This window comes from Methanosarcina hadiensis, from assembly GCF_046529725.1.
Taxonomy (GTDB): Archaea; Halobacteriota; Methanosarcinia; order Methanosarcinales; family Methanosarcinaceae; genus Methanosarcina; species Methanosarcina hadiensis.
In genome coordinates this window covers 373,891-397,336 of sequence record NZ_CP136241.1, presented here as the reverse complement: position 1 = coordinate 397,336, position 23,446 = coordinate 373,891, and the positions used below count along the sequence as shown (strand labels likewise).

General features: G+C 44.1%; 19 protein-coding genes. 7 read left to right on the top strand and 12 right to left on the bottom strand.

Features of this window, described 5'->3' with window-relative positions; translation table 11 throughout:
* The first annotated feature begins 30 nt into the window (after positions 1-30).
* Positions 31-1,707, top strand: coding sequence for a hypothetical protein (locus RSJ42_RS01875; RefSeq protein WP_410509043.1), 1,677 nt, complete (start codon positions 31-33; stop codon positions 1,705-1,707).
* A 122-nt stretch (positions 1,708-1,829) separates the two neighbouring features.
* On the opposite strand, the gene RSJ42_RS01870 is transcribed toward RSJ42_RS01875, so the two are convergent.
* Positions 1,830-2,027, bottom strand: a complete 198-nt coding sequence (locus RSJ42_RS01870; RefSeq protein ID WP_410509042.1) for a DUF433 domain-containing protein — start codon at positions 2,025-2,027, stop codon at positions 1,830-1,832.
* Between the two features lie 436 nt (positions 2,028-2,463).
* On the opposite strand from RSJ42_RS01870, the gene RSJ42_RS01865 reads away from it, so the two are divergent.
* Entirely contained in the window at positions 2,464-2,838 is a 375-nt protein-coding gene (locus RSJ42_RS01865; protein ID WP_410509041.1) for an SHOCT domain-containing protein, read from the top strand.
* Here the strand turns inward: RSJ42_RS01865 and RSJ42_RS01860 are convergent.
* Both RSJ42_RS01860 and RSJ42_RS01855 read right to left on the bottom strand, forming a co-directional pair.
* Positions 2,827-3,036 (bottom strand): type II toxin-antitoxin system HicB family antitoxin, encoded by a 210-nt coding sequence (locus RSJ42_RS01860; protein WP_410509040.1) that lies wholly within the window; start codon positions 3,034-3,036, stop codon positions 2,827-2,829. The genes RSJ42_RS01865 and RSJ42_RS01860 overlap by 12 nt on opposite strands.
* A 715-nt stretch (positions 3,037-3,751) precedes the next feature.
* Complete coding sequence (locus RSJ42_RS01855) at positions 3,752-4,348, bottom strand: dihydrofolate reductase family protein (RefSeq protein ID WP_410509039.1); 597 nt, start codon at positions 4,346-4,348, stop codon at positions 3,752-3,754.
* A gap of 164 nt (positions 4,349-4,512) precedes the next feature.
* Here RSJ42_RS01855 and RSJ42_RS01850 point away from each other — a divergent pair, with 164 nt between their 5' ends.
* Both RSJ42_RS01850 and prf1 read left to right on the top strand, forming a co-directional pair.
* Positions 4,513-4,881 carry a cyclophilin-like fold protein gene (locus tag RSJ42_RS01850; RefSeq protein ID WP_410509038.1) on the top strand — a complete coding sequence of 123 codons (369 nt, stop codon included), beginning with the start codon at positions 4,513-4,515 and terminating at the stop codon, positions 4,879-4,881.
* 621 nt (positions 4,882-5,502) lie between these two features.
* Complete coding sequence (gene prf1 / locus RSJ42_RS01845; RefSeq protein WP_410509037.1) at positions 5,503-6,753, top strand: peptide chain release factor aRF-1; 1,251 nt, start codon at positions 5,503-5,505, stop codon at positions 6,751-6,753.
* A gap of 16 nt (positions 6,754-6,769) precedes the next feature.
* Here the strand turns inward: prf1 and RSJ42_RS01840 are convergent, their stop codons facing one another.
* Entirely contained in the window at positions 6,770-7,495 is a 726-nt protein-coding gene (locus RSJ42_RS01840) for a polysaccharide deacetylase family protein (RefSeq protein ID WP_410509036.1), read from the bottom strand.
* Positions 7,496-7,832: 337 nt separating this feature from the next.
* On the opposite strand from RSJ42_RS01840, the gene gnd reads away from it, so the two are divergent.
* Positions 7,833-8,768 carry a phosphogluconate dehydrogenase (NAD(+)-dependent, decarboxylating) gene (gene gnd / locus RSJ42_RS01835; protein WP_410509035.1) on the top strand — a complete coding sequence of 312 codons (936 nt, stop codon included), beginning with the start codon at positions 7,833-7,835 and terminating at the stop codon, positions 8,766-8,768.
* Between the two features lie 83 nt (positions 8,769-8,851).
* Here gnd and RSJ42_RS01830 read toward each other — a convergent pair whose 3' ends face one another.
* The 8 genes from RSJ42_RS01830 to cdhA all read right to left on the bottom strand — a co-directional run bounded on the left by RSJ42_RS01830 (position 8,852) and on the right by cdhA (position 20,499).
* The gene (locus RSJ42_RS01830) at positions 8,852-10,000 is read right to left on the bottom strand and encodes an alkene reductase (protein WP_410509034.1); all 1,149 of its coding nucleotides are present in this window, start codon (positions 9,998-10,000) and stop codon (positions 8,852-8,854) included.
* A gap of 93 nt (positions 10,001-10,093) precedes the next feature.
* The gene (locus tag RSJ42_RS01825; protein WP_410510286.1) at positions 10,094-12,190 is read right to left on the bottom strand and encodes a glycogen debranching N-terminal domain-containing protein; all 2,097 of its coding nucleotides are present in this window, start codon (positions 12,188-12,190) and stop codon (positions 10,094-10,096) included.
* Between the two features lie 582 nt (positions 12,191-12,772).
* A complete protein-coding gene (gene acsC, locus RSJ42_RS01820) occupies positions 12,773-14,185 on the bottom strand; it encodes an acetyl-CoA decarbonylase/synthase complex subunit gamma (RefSeq protein WP_410507616.1) in 1,413 nt (470 codons plus the stop codon).
* 3 nt (positions 14,186-14,188) lie between these two features.
* Positions 14,189-15,514, bottom strand: coding sequence for a CO dehydrogenase/acetyl-CoA synthase subunit delta (gene cdhD, locus RSJ42_RS01815; protein WP_410507615.1), 1,326 nt, complete (start codon positions 15,512-15,514; stop codon positions 14,189-14,191).
* 242 nt (positions 15,515-15,756) lie between these two features.
* Positions 15,757-15,879 carry a hypothetical protein gene (locus RSJ42_RS01810; RefSeq protein ID WP_410509033.1) on the bottom strand — a complete coding sequence of 41 codons (123 nt, stop codon included), beginning with the start codon at positions 15,877-15,879 and terminating at the stop codon, positions 15,757-15,759.
* Between the two features lie 241 nt (positions 15,880-16,120).
* Positions 16,121-17,539, bottom strand: coding sequence for a CO dehydrogenase/CO-methylating acetyl-CoA synthase complex subunit beta (gene cdhC, locus RSJ42_RS01805; RefSeq protein WP_410509032.1), 1,419 nt, complete (start codon positions 17,537-17,539; stop codon positions 16,121-16,123).
* 24 nt (positions 17,540-17,563) lie between these two features.
* Positions 17,564-18,076 carry a CO dehydrogenase/acetyl-CoA synthase complex subunit epsilon gene (cdhB, locus tag RSJ42_RS01800; protein ID WP_410509031.1) on the bottom strand — a complete coding sequence of 171 codons (513 nt, stop codon included), beginning with the start codon at positions 18,074-18,076 and terminating at the stop codon, positions 17,564-17,566.
* A 2-nt stretch (positions 18,077-18,078) separates the two neighbouring features.
* A complete protein-coding gene (cdhA, locus tag RSJ42_RS01795) occupies positions 18,079-20,499 on the bottom strand; it encodes a CO dehydrogenase/acetyl-CoA synthase complex subunit alpha (RefSeq protein ID WP_410509030.1) in 2,421 nt (806 codons plus the stop codon).
* Positions 20,500-22,039: 1,540 nt separating this feature from the next.
* Between cdhA and RSJ42_RS01790 the strand changes: the two genes are divergently transcribed.
* The gene (locus tag RSJ42_RS01790; RefSeq protein WP_410509029.1) at positions 22,040-22,558 is read left to right on the top strand and encodes a DUF134 domain-containing protein; all 519 of its coding nucleotides are present in this window, start codon (positions 22,040-22,042) and stop codon (positions 22,556-22,558) included.
* A 301-nt stretch (positions 22,559-22,859) separates the two neighbouring features.
* Positions 22,860-23,399, top strand: a complete 540-nt coding sequence (locus RSJ42_RS01785; RefSeq protein ID WP_410509028.1) for a nucleoside deaminase — start codon at positions 22,860-22,862, stop codon at positions 23,397-23,399.
* The last annotated feature ends 47 nt before the right edge of the window (positions 23,400-23,446 follow it).

The following is a 23,446-nucleotide window of genomic DNA, read 5'->3' as shown; positions in this document are numbered from 1 at the left end:
ACGGAAAATAGATTTTAGGAATGACGTTAGATGATCAGGAATAAAACTGGGACAAGAGTAATGCTTTTGGCAGTGCTTCTGGTTGCTATCGCATTAGTACCGGCTGTTAGTGCTCAAAATGAGACTAATTATTCTGTAACTGAAGAGGTAGCTTTTGAACATGCAAATGCGCAAATAATAAATTTTATTGCAGACGGTGGCGAATTTGAAGAGTGGAAAGGAGCATCTATCGATCCCAAGCCATTGGAACTCTATGATCCAAACGGGCAGAAGCTGTATTATCAATTTTCCGTGTATAAAAATAATAGCCTGATAGGTAGAGTCGACGTAGGGGCGAATAAGACTCTAGGGCAGTCGATTCAGGTTATCGAATTAACTCCGGTTCTATATAATACAACTGAAGCAATGAAGAAATCAATTGAAATTGCCAGAAATGAATATCCAGATGGTAAAATAAAATTAACTAAGACGGTTGTATATTGCTATCCCAATATTGGGGCGATGACCGTAATAAAGGACAGAGTTTCAGGAAAAGAGCATCGGATATTTGTAGACGCATATACTCTTGAAGTGATACCGGATAAACCTGCAACTGAAACGGAGCCCGGAATCTGGTCGATTTTTGACAGGAGATTACAGAATGGGGTGGAAGAGAATTTAAAGAGCTGGCAGGCAAGCGACCAGCTTGCCAAATCTATAGAACAGGAAGTGGCTAGTAAGGGAACTTGTATCAGTGTACCAGTGACGTTGGACGATTACCTTAATTCTGAAGCAACTAATGTGAATTATGAGTCCTATACTTACTTTTCTGGACTTTACTCAATGGGGAACACTCTAATTAGCAGATACGGCAAACTTCCTGAGCTGGAAACTGAAGAACAGAAAGAAAACTGGAACTCTACTCTTGGAAAACTCAATAACAGGACAAAAGACACTATAGCCTCGAAATACATGTATCCTCATGGAGAGGTAATGTCATGCGGAATTAACAATAAGGGATACTTTGTAATTTTGTTCAAGTATGGCAGTGTTGATAAGCCTTTGATGGATGAGATCTACACTCTAATAGATGACTCTGCAAAAAAGATGGGCATTCAGGATATTCCGGTAGAGTTTGGCTACGGAACCTACTGGGAAGAAATTTACCTGGAAGGTACTAACCACTGGTTCTGGTTTGGAGAAAGTACGGAGAATCTGTCTAAATCAAATATTGATACTCTTGAAGAAGTTATGGAGCACAGACCGACCATGCCCCTGAATAAAACAATTGTGGCTTATGGAATCATCCCTTTGTTAAAAGACCCGAATGAGATCGGCATATGGCAGGGAAAGTTGTATACGATTACTCATAACATCCAGGGAAAAATCACGCCATATATGGAAAAGGGTCAGATAATAACTTATGGGGCAAGGATAAGGCTGGAAATAGAAGTTAACGAAACATTGTCTTCGGAAGAAAAGAACACTATAATTAAAGAGGTCTACCGGATCATTAACGAGGAAGCAAGAAAACAAAATATTACTGACGTTCCGGTTGTTTTTACAACATCTGAGGAAGACTCCATGACAGAACCTAACAATTCAAGCAATAGTGATTCCGAATCTGATACTAGAAATAAAACAAGCAAAAATAACTCTACTCCAGGTTTTGGATCATTGGGAAGCTTAACCTGCCTTTATGGAGGATGGAAATTTAGGAGAAAATGATAAGAGAAGCACTGGGAGAAAATAAAGCAGGCGCCTCGTTTTACTTCCTGATAAATCTTCATAGGAGAACCTTTTTCTGTCCGGAGTAAATCACTCGCATATATGAGACATGTTTGAATATCTTAATGGGTCAGGCCGGGATAGTTCAGGAGGATTTCCGATTCAGTCCAGTCATGAGCCAGCAGGTCGATAATGAACTCTATTGCAAGGCATGTACCTTTGATAATGGGCTTGCCTGTAAGAACTGCGGGTCGATAATAATATGTTCTCTCCAGTTCATAAATTGCACCTGATGCTTTTTGACATATAAACTGAACCAATCGCGAATTTTCAAACTGCCGACTTTATTTTTGCTTCTTTTTTACCAGTTGCCCCCCGGTTCTGTTCACTTCGTAAACATGTGGGACTTGAGGAGAGTCTTAAAAAGAATTAAAAAAGATATTTGACAATTCCTTCTTAGTGAACAAAGCATTGTGAGATTCATAGCCTAAATTATAATGGAATTTTAGATATTTAAGTAAATTTGCTGCAATTAAACAAATAGTTGTAGATATTCAATGAATCTTTGAGAAAATACACAACCTTTATGAGTAAGACGAATAGTTCATAAGATTATTTCGTATCCTTTTTGAGCTAAATTGTAAAACTGGCTCTATGAAGGCTTTGTCTACTAACCAGACAATTATCTTTTCCAGGCTGAAATTTGCAATTTTCAAAGTTGCGACTTTCGAAGACAAAAAAGCAGAAGGCTAATCAATGATAGAATCAACAGAAGTTATCCAGTTTGGGAGGCTTATTTTCTGGATTCTGGTAATTGTAACTGCATTTATATTAATCAAAGATTATGTTAATCGGAACAAGCCTGGCGATAAAGGAAAGTCTGCGCTGGATATCTTAAAAGAAAAATATGCTAAAGGTGAAATCGCAAAAGATGAATTTGAAGAAACAAAAAAGAAGATGAGATCAATTACTTTAATATGCTACACAGTTTTAATTGCTTTCTTGCTATATTTAACATATTTATTTTTTAATGGGCTTATTGGCACAGGTGAAGCGGACCTCTTTAAAGATATCATTTTAGTGCTGATTGTGCTTGTTAATTATTTAGGCCGTGGACTATTAAACGATTGATATTTGTTGAGAAAGGTCTTCGGTCCCGAAACTCTCAATGTACAGTTCAATAGCTTCTTTAATATTTTCTTCGGCTTCTTCAAGGGTTTCACCCTGAGAAGTCACATTGAGCTCAGGACACCTTGCAATAAAGAAGTCATCTTCTTTTGTTATAGCTACGAGAAATTGTCTCACGTTTACTCCAGGCCCGGTTTTCACATGTTTTTCTTCTAATATTTGTTACAATTCTATTTTATATTAGCGTAGTAAACTGTCCAGTCAGGTAGTGTGTCTAGTTAGTAAGTTTCAAGGTTGTTTTTTTGGTTCTATTCTTCTCTTTTATTCGCAGCCGCCCGATATCTGCTCACTTCGTGAACACGCGGGCGTGGAGAAGTTTTAAAATGAATTTAAAAAAGAAATTTGCAACTCCTTCAGAGTCAGCAAGGTGCTGCGGTATCCTTACACCTAAAACTATCCTATTTTCACCGTTGAAATTATTAGCATTATCTACATCGAGCATGGTGGAGTAGAGTTCATCCCAGGATAATGGATCTTAAAGCGAAATAATTTTAGGATTAAACAAATGCTCTTTTTAATAATATACTCAAAAATAATATCCATGGATAGTTAGAATATCACACGTTTGTAAGGCGGGATCATTTACTCTTTCCTATCCTTCGCCATCAGGCGGAATGCCAGTTTTTTCCAATACTAGCAAAAACACTAAAGTTTGCCACGGCGCCAGCTAATTTTCAAAGCTAATTAGCAAAAGCTTAACATTATATTATATTCACATCTTTATATAATTATCTTGAGAGTATTCTAAACACAAATCGGTTCTACAACTGGACAACTGTTTTTCTCCATACTGTCTTCTAACCGACATCTACTGATATTCGTTATGTGTTTCTGCTTTTCCCCCAAGATACATTCTTTAAAACGATCCCGTCTTAACATCGCCTGCCTGCTCATAATTGGCGATAATTACTCCGCTTGCTGACACCTTACTATCGATTAACCTGAAAGCCGCCGGGATCGTGCCTTCGGCAAATAAGCGCTTTCCAGAGCCGAGTGTTATGGGAAATATTTTAAGCCATAATTCATCGACAAGGTCGTGTTTTAAAAGCGTCTGGACGAGATTGCCGCTGCCGTGAACATGTAAGTCAGGTCCATCCTGTGCCTTAAGTCTTTTTATCGCCTCAACCACATCACCGTGCAACAAAACCGATTTATCCCATGTAAATCGCATATCCCCATGTGAAGCGACATATTTTGTTGCTTTGTTAACCCCAGGCCACTCGTCCGTATGATGCGGCCAATAGGAAGCGAATATTTCATATGTTTTTCTGCCAACCAGCAGGTCAAACGGCCTGTTCATCTGCTCGTCCATGACCTTACCTAAAAGCTCATCAAAATAAGGAACAGTCCAACCCCCATATCTGAAACCACCCGAAGTATCTTCCTCGGGTCCGCCGGGAGCCTGCATAACACCATCGAGTGTTATGAAAGATAGAACAACGATTTTTCTCATGTACTCATTTCTCCCTTTATCACTAAATGTAATTATTCATATCATTTTTATTTTGAATAAAGCAGTATTCAGGCGCTCGGAATTTACTCTGTCATTGCATTCTTTATTTCACAAATGAACCGTTAATTGAAATGTTTTTGAAACCATTTATAATCTGAGGAATCATGAAAATAAAGATTGTAATCGGAAGCATTGAAGCTTATGGCACGTTAAGTAACACAGAAACAGCCTCTGCTGTAGTTAATTCCTTGCCTTTTGATTCTGTTACACACCGCTGGGGTAGAGAGATCTATTTTGAAGTACCTCTGGAGCTTGAACTTGAGAATGGCAAAGAAGTACTTGAAATCGGAGATATTGCTTACTGGCCGCCGGGCAAAAGTATATGCATCTTTTTTGGCCCTACTCCTTCAAGCAGAGGCAATGAGATCAGGGCATATAGCGCAGTGAGCGTATTCGGTAAGGTAACAGGAGATGCGGAGGTTCTTAGAGCCGTAAGTGAAGGGGAACGAATTAGAGTTGAAGTTGCAGACTAATTAATGAATATGTATTATATTTCATTGTTCATCGGTTAAGGAGTTTTCTTGCTACGTGTCTCAATTTCGACTAAAAAATCAAGCTCAATTTAGCGCTCTTAAACTCAAATCGATATTTGACCCATGTTTGTAAAATATCAATGAATAATTTGATATCTTTACGGAGATTAACGGAATTGATAATGATTCCTCCATAATCATGATCAATGGATTAATACTGAATTCTTATCAAGCTTTTGTGCTGCTGATATATGCCAGTCTGTACCGCGCTTTCATTACTGCTGTGTTTTCTCCTTTTTTCCAGCAACCTTCCGAGATCTACACACTTCGTGAGCATTCGGATGTGGGGAGGTCTTTCTTCCAACTAATTTTAAAAAAAAGCTTGAAAAAAAAGCTTGATAACTAAGAGCTGATCAAAAAAATCGATAGCGATATTAGTCTAGCTGTGAACCCAGCAGTTTGTAGTTCCACTGAAAAGAGCATTGTTGAGTAGTCAGACTTCTACCGGTATATGAATGTTCAATAGAGCATAAATGAAAATAAAGCACAAATGAATATTGTAGTTTTATGCCAGTTTTAGGGCTATCAACTATTTTCGTATAAAGACTGAGGGGTGCTGGAATGGCTGAATACTGTACATATGAAAAATATGTGTTTAAAAAGAAGCTGGAAATTCTACGAAGTAAGAGTGGAAGGGAAACAGAGTTAATTTCCCTTTATATTCCTTCCGATAAGCTGGTTTCGGATGTTATAAATCACCTGAGAGAAGAACATGAGCAGGCTTCGAGCATTAAATCTAAACTTACAAGCAATAACGTAAAGGGAGCACTTGATTTTTTACTGGCAAAGTTGAAGTATCTTAACAAAATACCGGAGAATGGAATTGTTTACTTTGCAGGTACTGTTGACACCGGAGCTAACAGGGCAGGCATGGAAAACGAAATCCTAATCCCTCCGGAACCTGTCCCACATTACATATTTCATCGTGATTCGGTTTTTTATCTGGAACCTCTTGAGGAGATGCTTAGAGAGTGCAGTACTTATGGTCTCATACTTCTGGATTTAAGAGAAGCGACTATCGGAGCGCTTGTAGGCAGGCAAACTGAAGTTTTTAAAAGTCTTTACTCTACCGTACCTGGCAAACAAAGAAAAGGGGGCCAGAGTGCGCACCGTTTTGAGCAGCTCAGGCGCATTGCGATTCATGATTTCTATAAAAGGATAGGAAGTGTTGCCAGTGGTGCATTTCTTAAAATAGAGCCGTCTGAACTTAAAGGCATTCTTATAGGAGGGCATTCTCCAGCTAAAGAAGAGTTCAATGAAGGTGAGTTTTTACATCATGAGCTTCAGAAAAAAGTTCTGGGGTTGTTTGATACTGGATATACGGATGAGTCGGGTTTTTCGGAGTTAATAAATGCAGTAGAGGATACTCTCCAGGGCATTGACCTGGTTAAGCAAAAGAAAGACATGGAAATATTTTTTAAAGGGCTCGCTACTGAGTCCGGTAAAGTGTCCTATGGAGAAGACAATGTACGAGCAAATCTTGAAATAAAGGCAGTTGATGTGCTTTTTCTTTCCGAAGATCTGCGGTCTGAAAGAGTAACTCTCAAATGCAGTGTTTGCGGTTATGAGAATAAATGGACAAGAAAATGGAAAGCCAGTGAAGCTGTCCCTGTTGCCGGAGATTGTCCTGAATGCGGTTCTGCGCTTGAAGTCACAGATACCATTGATATCATCGGCGAATTTTCGGAACTCGCTAACAAAGGAAGTGCAAGAATTGCTTTTATATCAACGGATTTTGACGAGGGTTCTCAACTTATGATAGCTTTTGGAGGAATTGCTGCAGTCCTCAGATATAACACAGAAGTGCATTAAGTTCACGGTTTATGGATTATATAGATTTATGGATTGTGTAATTTCCGGCTGCCAATAACTCATCTATTGTTACAAAATTAAATCCCTTTTTCTGTAACTCCGGGATTGCTTTATCTAAAGCGGATACAATCCCTAGATTTGCATCACGCTTTCCACTGTGCCCGTCATGACATAAAATAATTGATCCGTTTCCAGTAGTTTCCATGATATTTTTGTAAATATCCACTGGCCCGTATTTGTATCTGAGAGATCCGTCAGGAACTATAGCAGTTTCGGTAGAGCTATCTGCTGATCGACAACTCCATAAAACGGTTTTGAGGCCAAGCACTTTCGAAATCTTATTCACTCTGTCGTCAATGCTGCCATAGGGAGGGCGAAAGTATACAGGAGCTTTTCCAGTCAAATTAGTGATTATATTTTTGGTTCTGGACAGTTCATTATCAAGGATTTCTTCTTCAGTAAGACCGGGAAGAGCTCGATGGTTATAAGAATGAATGGCTATAAGATGGCCTTCATCATTTGCACGTTTGACAATTTCGCTGCCCGTTAGATCTTTGCCTGTATATTCTTGTACAATAATGTTTTTCTCAATACAGCAACCAAGGCAAAAAAATGTGGCTTTAACCCCATACTTTCTAAGCACATCAAGAATGTACGGGGTTATTCTGCCTGGGCCGTCATCAAAAGTCAGAGCAATATTATGGATGTCAGGGTTACCCTGTACAATTATTTCGTCTGGCATTAGAATACCTGTGTAAGTTTTTGCTTAAATCTTCTTCTTTTTTACCGGTGGACCACCCGGTATCTGCTCATCTCGCGAGCGTGAGGGTGCAAAGGGAAGTTTTGAGGGTTCTGTGTAGTCCATAAAAGGCTTGGTTGAGTTCGATAAGCTCCAGAGCGAATCCAAAACCCAGACAGGGTACTATAAAGTCTTCGTCAAATGATAATTTTTTCAGCTAATTTAGAGCATATAAATATGTCCATCTCTGAAGACTTCACATTATCTAAATGATCCTCACATTAGATGATCCTCACATAGAGGTTTAAAAATAGCTGAAAGAAAAAGAAGGGGTTTGAAAATGGAACTTGGAATAATAGGGCTTGGTAAAATTGGGGAAAACATTGCCCTTCAATGTATGGATAAAGGGATAAAGGTTGTCGGAAAAGATAGGGAGCCTAAAACCGGGCTTACTGAAAAGGGCGTAAAAGTTGTGGAAGAATACTCAGAATTTGTAAGTTTTCTAAAAAAACCCAGAGTTATTTTCCTTTCCCTGCCAGCAGGCCCGACCATTGACAATGTGCTAAAAGAGCTTCTACCTTATCTGGATAAGGGAGATGTGATTATGGATGGAGGGAACTCTTATTACAAAGATTCCATACGAAGGGAGGCAGAGATTTCAAAACAGGGAATTCATTTTGTTGACTGCGGGACAAGCGGAGGGGTTGCAGGAGCCAGATGTGGGGCATGTTTTATGATTGGAGGAAAACCTGAGGCTATAAAAATCTGTGAGCCCATCCTTAAAGCCCTGGCAGCGGAAGGAGGCTATCTGCATACGGGAACTCCCGGAAGCGGGCATTTCGTAAAACTCGTACATAATGGAATTGAATTTGGGATGCTTCAGGCTATAGGAGAAGGATTTGAGCTTCTGTGCAGGAGTGACTTTGACCTTGACCTGCCCAGTGTCTTCCATGTATGGTCCAACGGCTCAGTCATAAGGGGCTGGCTGGTAGAACTGATGGAAAAGGGCCTCAGAAATTTTGATTCGCTTGGAGAGGTGCCAGATTATGTAGAAGATACCGGAGAGGTCAACTGGCTAGTAGAAGAAGCAATCGAAAAAGAGATTCCGGTCTCTATAATTACCCAGTCCGTAATAGAGCTATTCAGATCGCGAAATAAGCACAGCAATTCCTCCAGGGCTGTAGCTGTAATGCGCCATAGTTTTGGCGGTCATCCCCTTGGAAAGGATGAATATGTTGCAAAAGAGAGAAAGATCAGCCGGATCGATCCCATTTGAGGAGAGAGCGCAAACAGAAGAAATCCATCTTACGGTTCACAGTGTAGAAGCAAATTTTACTTTTACTGAGTATTCAGGCCGTATCATCTACCTGCAAGGGTCGGATAATCCGTGTAGCCTTTCTCGCCGCCCTTATAGTAGGTGGACACGTCCGGCTCGTTAAGAGGTGCATTCTGCCTGAAACGCTCCGGTAGATCAGGATTAGCCAGGAATGGGACTCCGAAAGCGATAAGGTCAGCTTCGCCCCTGACAATTGCTTCGCTCCCGCTCTCGAGGCCATAGCCGCCGTTCAGTATGAATGTCCTTTCGAAAATCCTGCGCAGGGCATGCCCAAGCCGCGCCTCGGGTGGTACGAACCCTTCCCTGCCTCCGACGGCTTCGATTAAATGAAGGTAGCCCAGGCCTGTGTTGTTAAGCTCTCCGGTGAAATAGGAAAAGGTCTCCATTGGTTTGGCATCCGACATGGAACGTGAGATATTGTGCGGAGAGATGCGGTAGCCAACACGGTCACCGCCCCATACATCGATTACGGCTTTCGTGACCTCAAGCGGCAGACGGATACGGTTCTCAAGGCTGCCTCCGTATTTATCGGTTCGTTTGTTGGACCCGCTCCGTAGAAACTGGTCCAGCAAATAACCATTAGCACCATGGATTTCCACACCATCGAAGCCGGCAGTTTTCGCGTTCTCCGCGGCACGCCGGAACTGCCTGACGATATCAGGCACTTCGTCGGTCTCCAGGGCTTTTGGAACCGGAATTCGCTTTTTCCCGCCTGGCGTGTGGACAAAGCCTTCTACGGGAAGCGCGGATGGAGCTACAGGTAAATCGCCCCCCAGCAGGTCGGGATGGGAAACTCGCCCCACATGCCAGAGCTGGATGAAGATCCTGCCTCCAGCCCTGTGGACGGCATCCGTCACTTTTTTCCAGCCGGCAGCCTGTACCTCAGAGTATATTCCCGGTGTATGCATGTAGCCCACCCCCTGTAGGCTAACCTGTGAACCTTCGGTAATAATCAGACCTGCAGAGGCTCGCTGCACATAATAAGCCGCAGTCAGTGGGACCGGGACATCGGCATCCCCTGCGCGGTTGCGCGTCATCGGCGCCATTACAATTCGGTTCGGAAGCGTGAGATCGCCCATCCGATATTGTGAAAAAAGGTCCATCTCTCCTGTCACGTTGATCACCTCTCCAAGCCTGATCGGCTGCAGGTTTGAGCCCGGCATATCGGACATGTGCTTATTGTATATATTGATACTTTTGTCATATGTTCCCCCGATTCAGTTGTGAATCTGCTTTCTTTGGCCTTTTCACCAAACTCCCGGCTTTTAATACTCAATGATCGCTCTGATGTCCCCGCCTTTTTTGGATACATTGACCAGCGTTTCCTCTTCGATCCGCCTGAAATTCAGATCTGTCAGCGTGTTTCCGACCTTTACGTTGTTGAACTGCACATTGTCCAGCCACGAAGGCAAATGAGGCTTGTTGATGATCAGCCGGTTATTCAGAGCGTCAGGAGCTATGCCCAGGCAGGCAGTGAGCATAAAAGGCACGGTCCCAGATGCCCATGCCTGTGGTCTGCAGGCTACCGGATATTTTACAGGGATACCGTACTCAGAGCGCGTCAGCCCGGCAAAACACTCCGGCAGGCGGTAGTCTTCGAACGCTTTGGCTGCCTCATACATGCCCGTGAACAGCAGGGACATCTCTTTGATGAAGCCATATTTTCTCAAGCCCATGGTAATGATAGCGTTGTCATGCGGCCAGACCGTGCCGTTGTGATATCCGAGCGGATTATACCTCTTCTCTTTCGAGGACAGTGTACGAATGCCCCATTCGGTGAACATATCGTCTCTAAATATTCTGTCGACCAGGTATTTTACATATTTTTGATCGATTATTCCTGTCCACAGGCACTGTGCAGGGTTAGATGATATTACGTCGCACACGCCTTCCGCATCCAGTGCCTGGGCGAAAAACTGTCTATCTTTCATCCAGAAATGCCGGTTGAATTTCTCTTTCAGTTCTTCTGCTTCTTTTTCCAGCCTCACAGCATCACTTTTCCGGCCCAGCTGCCTGAGCAGCGGCACAAGACCTCTTTTCGCCATGTACACGTATCCCTGGACTTCGGCAACGGCAATCGGCTGTTTCGCCAGCGTGCCATCCGAACGGCTAATCGAGTCGGGAGAGTCCTTCCAGCCATGGTTGTAAATGCCCAATGGGGATTTCACAGCATAGTAGGCAAAGCCATCTCCTTCCATATTGGCATGGATATCAATCCATTCCAGGGCCTTGTCCACGTTGCTTTCCAGCTGCCTGACCAGTTCGATATCCCCGGTCCAGTTCACATATTCGGTCAGGAGGATAAGGAACAGGGGCGTAGCATCGACAGTGCCGTAGTACGGCGTCTGTGGGATCAGATTCAGGTTAGCCAGCTCTCCCAACCTCAGTTCATGAAGAATTTTACCGGGCTCCTGGTCCCTCCAGTCATCCGATCTATTGCTCTGGAATTTTGCATTCACCAGCAGCGTGCTTTTTGCCAGTCCAGTTTCGAGAGGCAATATCTGGAGTGCCGAGATAATGCTATCCCGCCCGAAAAGCGCGTCGTACCAGGGTATTCCTGCCGAATGGAACATGTCTCCTTTAAGGCTCATTCGCATCATTCTCAGGTCGGCCAGTGAACGGACCATGATGCTGTTGAAAATATTGTTGCTGGTTGGTATGCAGTCACAGCATTCAAGGGTAGCGATGTCGGATTCCATAATCTGGTTCATACGCTCATCTGGATTTTTTACTGGCTGGCCGGGTTCCCTGCCGGGCCTGATCTCCTCTACGGAGATTTCCACTTTTACCGTCTGCAGCTCATGAGGAGCTATCTTCAGCTCGAAGGTACATTCTTTCCCTTCCACTCTTGTGGGCGATGGTTCAAATGTGATAATCGTATTACGATAAAGCCTGTCCTCCCCCTCATAGGAGAAATAAAGATTTTTACCATCGTACCTTGCCGGTAACACTTCCGCAGCAGTCGGCGGGTAGATACCCCTGATGGTGAACATGTCTGCGAAATCCGCGTCGAACTCAAAATTCAGGTTCAAGGTCACAGGGAATGTGTTGAAGTTCCGTATGGTATGGCTTTGCCGGATGCAGCCAGGTATGACCGTGGCAATAGTGCCCAGGAGCGTTTCTTTAGCGATGGTGGCTCCCGTGCAATCCTTCATTTCCGGATTTGTGACCATGAGAGTCGAGCTGAACCCTCTCTCATTACTGGACAGGACCTGCGTTGGAGGCGTGTCCATGAGTCGCATGAGAAAACCGCTCAGGTACCTGCAATCGTGGTAATAGAGGCCATACCCATAGTTTTCTTTAATGGGGATCTCCCCGTCCTCCTGTGTTATGAACGTCAGATCGTTATCCCTTATTACCATCTCGTTGATGATGCTGTTAGACAGGGTATGCTTCCTGTATATGTCCCACGCTTCACGGATTCCCTCTCGTTCGGAAGGCTCTTGCATGCGAATTCCCCACAACCCGGATTAATTTTCAGATAGTAACTGCAACCCTAACCATGTTACTTTCCCGATTTCCATCATCACTGGATAACCGAATCTTTTCCAGATAGTCCTGCAATCCTGAGAATTATCCTGGCCATCAGAATAAGCCTCAAAGTCAGCAGCTACTCCTTTGGCTGGGTTCACAGAATGCCATTGACCTCTTCATTGCTCCCCCATTATTAAACCGGTTATTTTTCGGCTCCTGACACTCACCCCAGTGTGCAACGCTTACAATTTAACCCCCAATCATTGAATATAGGTTCCGGGTAAGAGCTCATAAGATAATTATTAGGGAATTTTTATTTAAAAATTCGTAGCTTACACAAGGAATTGATAGGTGTTACAACTAATAAATCAAATTCTAAAAGTTAAAAAATAGAGTTTTTCAAAAGATGCAATAAATTTGTTCCGTGTCAAAATACACGGAACATTAATAGTCAAATCGTTTTCAACAATTTATTTCTTTGGCGGCCAGTTCTTTTCCATCCAGCCTGGGAGCCTTCCGGAGTCCATCGGGCCCACAAAAACCTTTACGCCGAGCTTGTCCTCCAGGTCACCCTGTAGACGGGCAGCAAGACCCGGAATAACTACACTGTTGTGGGTAACATCTTTGTGGATATCAAAGCCTGACTTATCAAAGGAGTCCTTTACTTTGTCGGCGCTCAGCTGACCACCGGCGGCAGCAGCTTCCACACCAATACCATCGGTGTTGACTGCAAGCAGCCAGCAGTTGATGCCGTTTGAGGCAAGGTCGCTCTCTACAGTGTAGTAGGTAAGGGCAAAGTTTGTGGTAAAGAGAACAGGAGAGTTCTCGTCAGGGGTTCCTACCTTATACATCTTCGAGTCAACAGCGACAGGAGACCTCGGGTCAGTGTAGATTGTCTCGGCCAGGTGCACTTCGGGCATGGTGGCATATGGCTCCATGCTGTGGAGGAGCATAATGTCTCCGTACCTGATAGTAAAGACAGAAGCAAGAACTGTTTCCCAGTAAGAGGCACTGACAGGGTCAGCAATTCCAGCCATCCAGGCAGTAAGCGGCATAGCCATAATCGGATATGCGATCTCGGTGTCGCCCATAATGCCTGCTCTTCTGATCTTAAGGAAGTTGGTAAAGGTGTCCTTAAGGCCCTTTCCGCTTGGGTAGGTTCCAGGGTCAAGGACAATATCCTTAATTCCTGCCTCTGCAAATGTCTTTGCAAGAGTTTTGAGGCCATCAAGGTCGTTGAAGGCCGAAACGACTACAGGCACCTTGTACTCAAGGGCGAGTTCTCCGACCTCTTTCCAGTTGTCCTTGTTTGCGGCATACAGAAGAGGGTTCTTGTCCTTTGCAGCCTCAAGTCCTGCCTTCAGGACTGCAGGGTTAAAGGAACAGAGAATTACAGGCAGTGTTGTGTTTTCTACGACTTTCTTGACAGCTGCTGCAAACTTTGCAGGGTCATTGGATGCTGCTCTTATTGCAACACCATCGAGGAGCAGGTTGCGTCCTACATAGAATTTCTTGTAATCAGCAATCTTCTTAACCCTTTCAACAAGGGCAGCTTCGTCCATGTTGTCTGCAACATCGAAGAACATCTTTGTTTTGTTGAAGAAAGTCAGTTTGTGGCGGTACAGGACATCGTCTCCACCGATATTTGCCGCTCTGTCGCCTACTCCAATGGTAACCTGGCGAATTTCAGGGGCAAGGAGCCTGTCCAGTTCTGCAAGCTTCTTTGCAAACTTCTTTTCTTTAACCAGGGGTGGACAGTCTGACGTCTTGCCGGATCTGTCGATCAGCGTGGAGGCAAATGCCATACATGTAGGCTGACCACATTCCCCACAGTTGGTCTGGGGCAGGTACTTGTAAGCTTCTAATGGGCTGTTTATTTTCATGTTTTACACCTCCGCTCCGATCCATTTGGCAATGTCAACCTGCTCTGTGTCGATTGTACCGAAGAGAGTCTGGGTGATCTGCTTGAGGACAGCAACCGATGTTGGGTGCATCATCATGAACAGGTCGTTACCTGCAATAGCAAGGGACAGACCTGTGACGATTTCCCAGATTGGACCTCTGTATTCTCTCGGGCCCCAGTCAGAGTCTTCTTTAAGTGGTGAGCTAACCATCCAGGACTCACGGGCACCCCATGCATTTGTGGTACCTGAGGACATCGGGAAGGTAAGTTCATCGTCACCCATAAGGGCTGCAAGTCTGATGCGCTCCATGTTGGTGTAAGCGTAGTCGAGACCGTAACCGAGGGCGGCAGTGGTTGGGTCCATAATGATCCTGTCTCTTGGGACATTGCACTGCTTCATGAGCTTCCTGTTAAGTTCCTTCTGGGCGTTCATGTCCAGCTGGGTCCAGGAAAGGACATCGTGGTCGTATTTCAGTGCTGCTTCTGCGATTGCTGCATAGTCAAGGTTCAGGCTGGCAGATGCAAGCAGGCAGCGCTCGCCTTCTGCAACTTCTGCTGCTCTTGCGAGGACTTCGGGGTCTTTCTGTGGGTTACCGGAACCACCGATTGCTATTGGCACATCAACTGCCTGGAGGACTTCTTCAACAGTCTTGGCTGCTTCCTTGGGGGGGGTGTCCTTAACAAGCGGGTCGGTTGAAATCAGGTGGATTGTGATCATATCTGCGTTGAACTTCTCAACGTTCTTCTTTGCCCATTCTCCAGGGCTGTCCATGACCTCATCGTAGTTTTCCTTGACTGCTTTTGCAAGCCCGATTCTCATGTCGAACACGTCAATTGTGACCTGGTTCCTGTTCGGCATAACAGCGTCAGGGAAGAATGGAAGGGCTTTTTCGCCACCAACAAGGACTCTCTTGCCACGGCTTCCGCCGTCTGCAGAGGTGTTACCTATTGGTACTTCCTGGATCTGTGTTGTCCATTCTTCGATGTTAGCAAAGTCAAACTTTGCAGGAATGAGATCTTTAAGTTTGGGGGCTGCCAGAGCAGGGGATATTGCAGGAGCAGCCGAGGGAGCAGCTGCGGGGACACCCATGCCAACAGGGTATCCAAACATGCCTGCAAGCCTTCCGAAGTGCTGGGCAAGTACTGCGCTTTCCTGCCCGAGAAGAGCAGCAAGCATCGGGTCTAAGCCGCCTCCGAGTCCGCTGAGATCAATCTCAACGTCCCCTTCTATAGTCACACCTTCAAGGGCCAGTATATCCATTCCCTTGAACATGTCTGTTACTTCTGATAACTTAGCTTTCTTTGCCATGTAAACCTCACCTTTTCCGTAAATTTTCCGTTTTGATGAGTGACTGTATAAATAAAGATGTAATACTGAATGTGTTTCCAGACATTTTTCCCTGGTATAATAACAGGGACCGGGGCAGGAAGAATCCTGCTCCGTTACTTTGATAATTTAAAATCCGTTTCAAGCTCTTAAACCGGTTATGGTCTCCTATCATCTTTATTGTACGGTTTTCTGCGTAACTCTGATTTAGAAGGGAGCTGGGGTTAAAACCCCAGTTTTTGTACAATTTTTTCGACTTCTATCGCAGCAACCGAATCATCCGTTATTTCAAAGAGGGGGATTCCTTTTATGTCCATTTCCTCAATTTTCGGATCGAGGGGAACCATACCTGGCAGGTTGATTTTCAGGCCATCTGCAAGTTTAGCGAGCTCTTCACGGTTAGTATCTGTAACTTTGTTTGCAATAACGTAAAGAGCGGATCAGAAGAGCTGATACAGAGCGGATCAGAAGAGCTGATACCGCTGTTTTCCCAGTTCCGCCTTTTCCCGTTATTGCAATTACTTTAGTCACAGAATACCCCTTTGTTTGTTTTTCGGTTTTAGGCAATCGCCTGTCGTCACTCGGTATTTATTTTTCCTTCTTCTCGCTGAGGATCACTTTGTCAATTGTGATCTTTGCGTTCTTGAAGGTCAACTTTATTCCACTGCCTGACTTGCCTGCAGCCATCATTGGCATTGCTGGCATCTGGAATCCGGCTGTGGGCATCATCATTGGAGCAGCTGCAACAGCTACTGCTTCTTCCTCTTCTCCTTCCTCTTCTTCCTCTTCTTCCTCTTCGGCTGCTGCCCAGCTGGCAACAACGGGGTGGTTCTTGTCCTGGAGGAAGGCTTTCAGGGACTGGATGTCGCTTGCATCGTTTTCAGTTGCGATCTTGTCTTTGAGGTCAGCAGGAATTGCATCGTCGATCTTTGCTTTGAATTTGGAAGGAAGCCATACAACTCTGTTCCATCCGCCATCTGCCTGGATGAACTTGGGTGAGTAGAAGTAGTTAACACCTACACCAAGGAAACCTACGACCTGTTTTCCACCACCGGTCTGACCTGCCATGGTTGAGAATCCGATACCGTTAGGTGCCATTCCCTGGTATTCTCTGTCTACCCAGCCTATACCATCCACTTCAGGGATATAGAACCCTACCACTTCAAAGCAGCCGCAGGATGTGTGTGGGGCTTCGAAGAAGGAGTGGAGGTTAATCTTGCTGTATTCACCGCTGGAAAGTTTCTTGGCAATTTCATTGACTCCAGAGTATTCTCCTTTCTGGGGGTCAATGCACTCGCCTTTGTCAATTGAGAACTGTGGGCCTTCAGGGTCGACCTTTGCTGCTGCACGGCCGTCGAACCAGTTGATTGCACCACAGAGTGAAACTCTGTCAGGGGAAACTACACAGACATTGGTTGGAGCAAAGGACTGGCAGAGTGTGCATCCGTAGAAGACATCAACATCTTCGTCGTGCAGGTCTTTTGTCCTTGCGTCTCTTGCCTTGAAGATCTCCTTTGCTTCTACCATCTGTTTTTCGACTTCAGCCTGCTCTGTGTAGAAAGTCACCTGCATTTTCTCGATAAAGGGCAGTTCTGTCTTGAAAAGCATCATAACAGCTTTTCCGAATGGCTCAAATGAGTCCATCTTTGCAGCTGTGTCCTTGGAAACTCTCATCCAGACATCGTACCTCTGGTTCAGGTGCATAATGCCCTGGCAGTAGTTGATGAAGTCGTGGACACGCCTTTCTACCACAGATTCGAGGTCAGGCTCTACAAGTTCTCCGCCGATGTTGAAGATCATTGCCCAGGGGTAGGTCTTTCCCTCTTCCATATCCTTGAGGTCAGGACCGACAATTGTTACTTTATCGTCTTCAATTTCATCCATGGGTTTTGCACGGACAAGTTCGAGACCAAGGGATTTGGGACCACCGAGTTCTACGAACATTCCTTCTTTCCTTACTCTTTCTCCTTCAAACATTGGAGAAATCTCAAATGGGAATTCTGCCATTATATTTCGCCTCCTAAATCAAAATTATAATGCGTTAATAAGTTCATCCAGGGCAGCATAGTGGTCTGCCTTACTCAGGTTTCCGAAAGACATTGTTGCGTTCTGGATATAGTTTCTGTCAATTGCGATTGCTTTTATGTTGCTGAAGTTTTTAGTTCCGGACAGTACCTGGTTGATATAGTATTTTATGTGTCCAAGAACGATGAGGGTATCATAAGTCCCATTCCCGTCAAGTCCTGGCCAGTTCTGGTCTGCCACATAGAAGCCAAGCTGGTGCAGGTTGATGTACTTTGCATCCACGTCCTTGCCCACAAAGCCGGGCATAGAACTTCCAGTAGCTGCAATTGGGATGTTTGCCTTCTGTGCGATCTTTACTGCCCTGTCCAAAAGTTCTGGGTCAAGGATCTTGGTCCCAACCACAAGAAGCGGTTTCTTTGCCTTTGAAATCAGCTTGGCTGCTATTTCGGGGGTGGTTGCCTTGGCAGTTGTCACTCCGTAGGTAGTAAAGAGTTTGGTGTTCTTGGTAGTGTCTACCATTTTCAGGCCTCCTTGCAAAGTCTCTTAAGGTTAGTGGGCTGTGCTGAGACATCGAACTTAATCTTCGGGCCGGAGATGATCTTCTTCCTCTTCCAGTCAATCTCCCAGCCGTGCTCTGACTCCAGTCTCTTGAGGAGTTCCTCACGCTTGGCAAGCGGGAGATCAGCTTCGTTTCTGACAAACTTCCACCAGTCATCCGGCTCTACACCAAGGTACTTCTTGGAGAGCTCCATCCAGTGGGTCAGCTTTATGGATCTGCCCATGTTGTTGTCGGAAGGACGGATACAGGCTTTTGCCATCATTGGAAGTGCTTCCTGCCAGGTTTCTGCAGTTGTCAGCAGGAATTCCGGTGCCGGTGGGATGTTCATCTCTGAACCGTCTCTGCCATCAAAGACTTTCCACTTGGACTCATCATAGTTCTTGGCAATCAGGGCTCTCCTGTACTTGGAACTGTGAGGTCCGAGAACTGCTGGAATACCATAGATGTTACATCCGGTACCAATTGAAGCTGCTTTCTGTGAGTATGCACCCCATGCAAGTCCGCATGCACCCACACGGTTGAGAGTGTAGTCTGCGATTTCTGCCAGATTTCCTGCCAGGTTTCTCTGGGCAAAGATTCCGGCAACTTTTTCTGCGGCTCCGCTGATGTGTGCGTTGGATACACAGGATCCAGTGTTAAGCAGTCCTCCGCCTGCGAATGTGCCGGGGTACCTTTCGTAAAGGGTCTTTCCGTCCTCGTCCTTGTACATACCAATGTCCATTGCGGAACACCCGCTTACTGCTAGGAGGTAGTTTCTCTTCAGGAACTCTTCGGCAATGAGGTAGACATCTTTGGTACCGCTCGGGTAGTTCGGGCATCCGATGATTGCGATGATACCTGGGGTTGTTCCCATAACGAGGTTCAGACCTTCCTTCCTTATTTCTGCGTCACTTGCCTGTCCTCTGCCGGCTCTGACCCATCCTTTCTCTTCACTGATGGATTTTTGTGCAGCTTTCTCAAGAACGTTCAGGATTGGGATTTCCTTCTTACAGACCTGTTCGCAGCGGCGGCACCCTATACAGATATCGTGGAGGGCTTCGAGGTACTCGTAGCTTCCCTTGGTTGCATATTCAAAGGCTTCCGGGATATCAAGTTCTTCTGGGCATGCCAGCAGGCATTCTCCGCATTTTGCACACTTGTCTATGTATGCCTTAAACTCCTCATCAGTCGGAATTGCCGTTATACCTTCTGCATCACGGATCGGAGCCATTACTTCGGCAATCTTCGGAACGAGTTCTCCAAGTTTTTCATAGTCGAGCATTACACAACCCGGAATTGCCCCTGACTTAATCTCCTCAACTATTGAATCCACATCTGCGTCTGAGCGGTCCGGCAGGCCCATCATTATCTTTTCATTGGAAGCGATCACAGGGATCTTGAGCTTTTGAGATTCTGATAATACATCACCACGGACACACTGTTCGTCAACAACAATAACATCAGGCATTCCAGAGCGGATGACCTTCAGTTCTTTTGCCAGGGACCCTACGATCTTGGCATATGGAAGTCTCCTGTCGGCTTCCTTGTACCTGCTCATATCGAATGCAGTACAGCAAAGCCCGGCAATTTCCATCTTGTCTGTCAGGTTGTTGTCTTCCATGTAGTCCATGATATAGGTTACACCGGCTACGTTGTGTCCGATTGCAACAATAAGTGGCTTGGACTTGTCAATGGATCCCATGCCGATCTCAATGAGTGGGGCTTCAGGGTCAGCTTTTGGGAAGTCGTATGCTGAGATCTGGGCAATATCGGAAATTTCCATACCTACGTGGTCAAGACTACCGCTGAAGAGGGCTTTTGAATCGTAGTCGATTTCTGCACTTTCCTGTCCTGCATGGATGGTTGCAAGGAGCTGGGTGAGCTCTTCTTCAACATATTCCATTGGAGCTCTGCATTCTCCAAGGGTCTTTGGGCTGTATCCTGTACAGATCGTGACGTTTGGAGTCAGGACATTCGATTCTCCTAGATTGATAGGATAGTCTTCTCCGAAGACATCGATTACGTGTTCAAGCAGATGGCGCCCATGAGCAGCGTGACACGCAGTACCTGTAATTACACGGAGGAAGAATTCCCTTCCCGTCTGGCCTGCCATGTCAATACCGCAGGCACCTCTCTTGTTTCCGGATAGATCACATGGTCCATAAGTACAGTAGCAGCACTGGTCACACATGGGGGTTAAAACAGGCTCATAGCGGTTGAGCAGAAGTAAGTTCCAGTCATTTCTATAAGCTGCCATGCTTGCCAGGGGAGTTGGACCCATCGGCCCTACCTCTTTTTGTGCTTTTTCAGCAGCCTCCTTTGCTGCTCCTACAATATTATTGATAGTGATCTGAACGGATTCAAGATCTTCTATCGAAAAACTCCCAGTAGTTAATTTGCTCATTTTAGCTTTACCTCCTAAATACGCTTAAAGTCGTTTTATCAGACGATTCGTTGAAAGCCTAAGCTATTTAAATGACATTTTTGGAGATCGTTTTTGACTTTTTATAGAATTTACACACTTACAACATAAAATCAAGTACAGTAAAATTAAGCAGTTAAAACTTGAATTTTTAGAGAATTGGGAGTTCACTGCTTTTATTTTGGCATCAAGTGAGTAAGTCCTATAGTGAATTTGTGATCTCAGAAAAATAAAAGAGATCATGGAGACTATCCGAAAAGTTCTATGCATGTTGTAAAATTACAACTGGACAACTAGTGTTTATTATCCGGAATCCGTTCATTTGTGATCGACCGATTGTAGAATTACTTAGGTCACAGCACTTTTCGGACAAACCCTTAAATTACACATAAGCGACGTGTTATAAATAACTTGCATTTTTGTTCGGTAAAAATATAAAAATAGAAAATTAAGCCATTAAAACTTGAGTTTTTAAAGAATTAAGAATTCATTGCTTTTGTGTCAGACACCAGGTAAGGAATCTTTCAGTTCTATGTGTATTGTAAATTATAATTAGGCAATTAATTACAGTTAGACAATTAATGTTTATTATCCGGAATCCATTCATTCACGAACCGGCAACTACAAAAGATAAAGTAGGTCACAGCCCTTTTCAGACGAGCTCTTAAATTACGCATAAGCGAGAAGTTGTAAATAACTTCTATTTTAGTCGGGATAAAATATAATCTGGATATCGAGGGCCAGTCCTGGATGATGAACATCACGATCTCAGTAAAAATAAAAGAGATCCTGGAGACTATCCGAAAAGTTCTATGCACATTGTAAAGTTACAATTAGACAATTAGTGTTTATTATCCGGAATCCGTTCAGTTATGATCGGACAATTGTAAAAGTTACAGGAGTCATGGTACTTTTCAGATAGGCTCTTAAATTACACATACGCGACGTATTATAAATAATTTGCATTTTTGTTCGGTAAAAATATAAAAATAAGAAAAATTTCATTTATAAGCCTTATATAAACAACCAGGAGTTCCCGGCCCTGGCGGAATTGGAAAAAGCAGCATCAGAGGATTACTTTTTTGCAGAAAAAGAATATGAAATTCTTTAAATACGAGGTAAGAAAGCAACAGTAATTAGCAGGACTTTTACGTAAAACCATGTTTAAAAAGTAGAAAATGGCTAAAGAACTGGCTGACATATGATACGAATCTATTGATTAAAAGACATAGAGTTACTATCAAATGTTACACAATTATGAGTTTACTGCAGTTAATTTCACACTTAAAAGCTGAATCCTGAAAACAGATTCAAAACACATTAATTTTATCAATAGTTAAACTGGCAGAGCATAAATTATTTATACTACTGCTCTTTTGAGTATTTTGACAGTTGATTGAGTTAAGCAGACAGTCAAGAATCTGAAAAACTACTTAATACGAACTCGGTGGAATCTTTAGTCGCTTTAAATATAGATGTATTGTTCGATAGATTTTTATTACGTATCACATAGTTTAATTAAATGGTCAATAGAGTTAAGCGCAGGGTATCCTGCTTTCCAAAGGCTACCTATTTCAAGCCAAGAGAAATCCCTCTTTGCTGTCTTGAAATCTCCAACCTATCCATAGAAGAACTTGAGGCTATTCGTCTTTGCGACCTTCTCCAGATGGAACAGAATGAGGCTGCTGACAAAATGGGAGTATCACGGAAAACTCTCTGGAGCGACCTACAGAATGCACGACAGAAGGTAGCTGATGCCCTTGTCAACGGAAAAGCGATCGAGATCTCTGGAGGGGAATACGTTAATAGCGGCGAATGCAAGGTAAATTTTCTTTGCAAAGAATGTGATCATTTGTGGGAGCCAGAGTTCGATCATAACCGTCCCACATGCTGCCCAAGTTGCGGTTCCAATTTAATTTTCCGAGTCGGAGGCGATGGAAGAGGAAAAAGGCTTATTAAGAATAATTACTGTTGCCCTAAAAAAAAGGAAAACAGCAGTAATATCAGTGAAAAAGATAAAAAAAGCGTTAATGATACCTGAATATCGATGATTGATGGTAATATTGGCCCGTTGGCCCAAGGAATTTATAGACAAGCTAATAAGTTCCTTATATATCCTTAGAACTGCAAAGTAAACAGAGAGGTATAGGATCGAGATTTTCCATATATTAAACAGATAGTTATAATGCTCCTGCAATCAATATAATAAATAGTTAAACAAATTGCTATTAAAAAACAAACTGTTACTAAATAGTTCATCTTTTCGAAAGTTAGTGCTAGAGTGATTTAACAGGGAGATTATGAAACGCTTCATTACAGAGGACACGCCTGTTACGGAAGAGGTGCTCAACGTCATTGCCCATTTGCCAACCAGAAGCCTTTCTGCGATAGTTGAGGACGAATTCTTTGTAAAACTTAGCGACCGCAATATTATGCGCATAGCAGTTTTACTTGCACAAAAAAGCTATGACGAGGGTGGCTGCCCCATAGGCGGCGTAATCATTGATAATAATACGCGCCGGATTGTAGGCAAAGGGCATAATACGCTTGTGCAGGATAACGACCCATATAACCATGGCGAAACGTCTGCTATACGCGATGCAGGGCGTCAGGACTTTAGCAATACTACGATTTTTACAACACTCAGCCCATGCGACGTCTGTGCCACATTGATATATATGCGCCAGTTCGACCGCGTGGTTGTAGGCGATGTTACTAATGCTTCGGGCAATGAGCAGATGCTGCGCGAAAAAGGCGTCAATGTCGAGATCCTTGAAGACCCTGAGGGGATAGCACTTTATGCTAAATATCGTGCAGAAAAGCCGGAGCTTGATATTGAAGACTGGAAGGGCCTGGCCGCGATCCACAGAGCCCGATTCTAATCAAGTCCCTATCTGATTAATGGGGAATTTATGGAGACCTGCAAGCT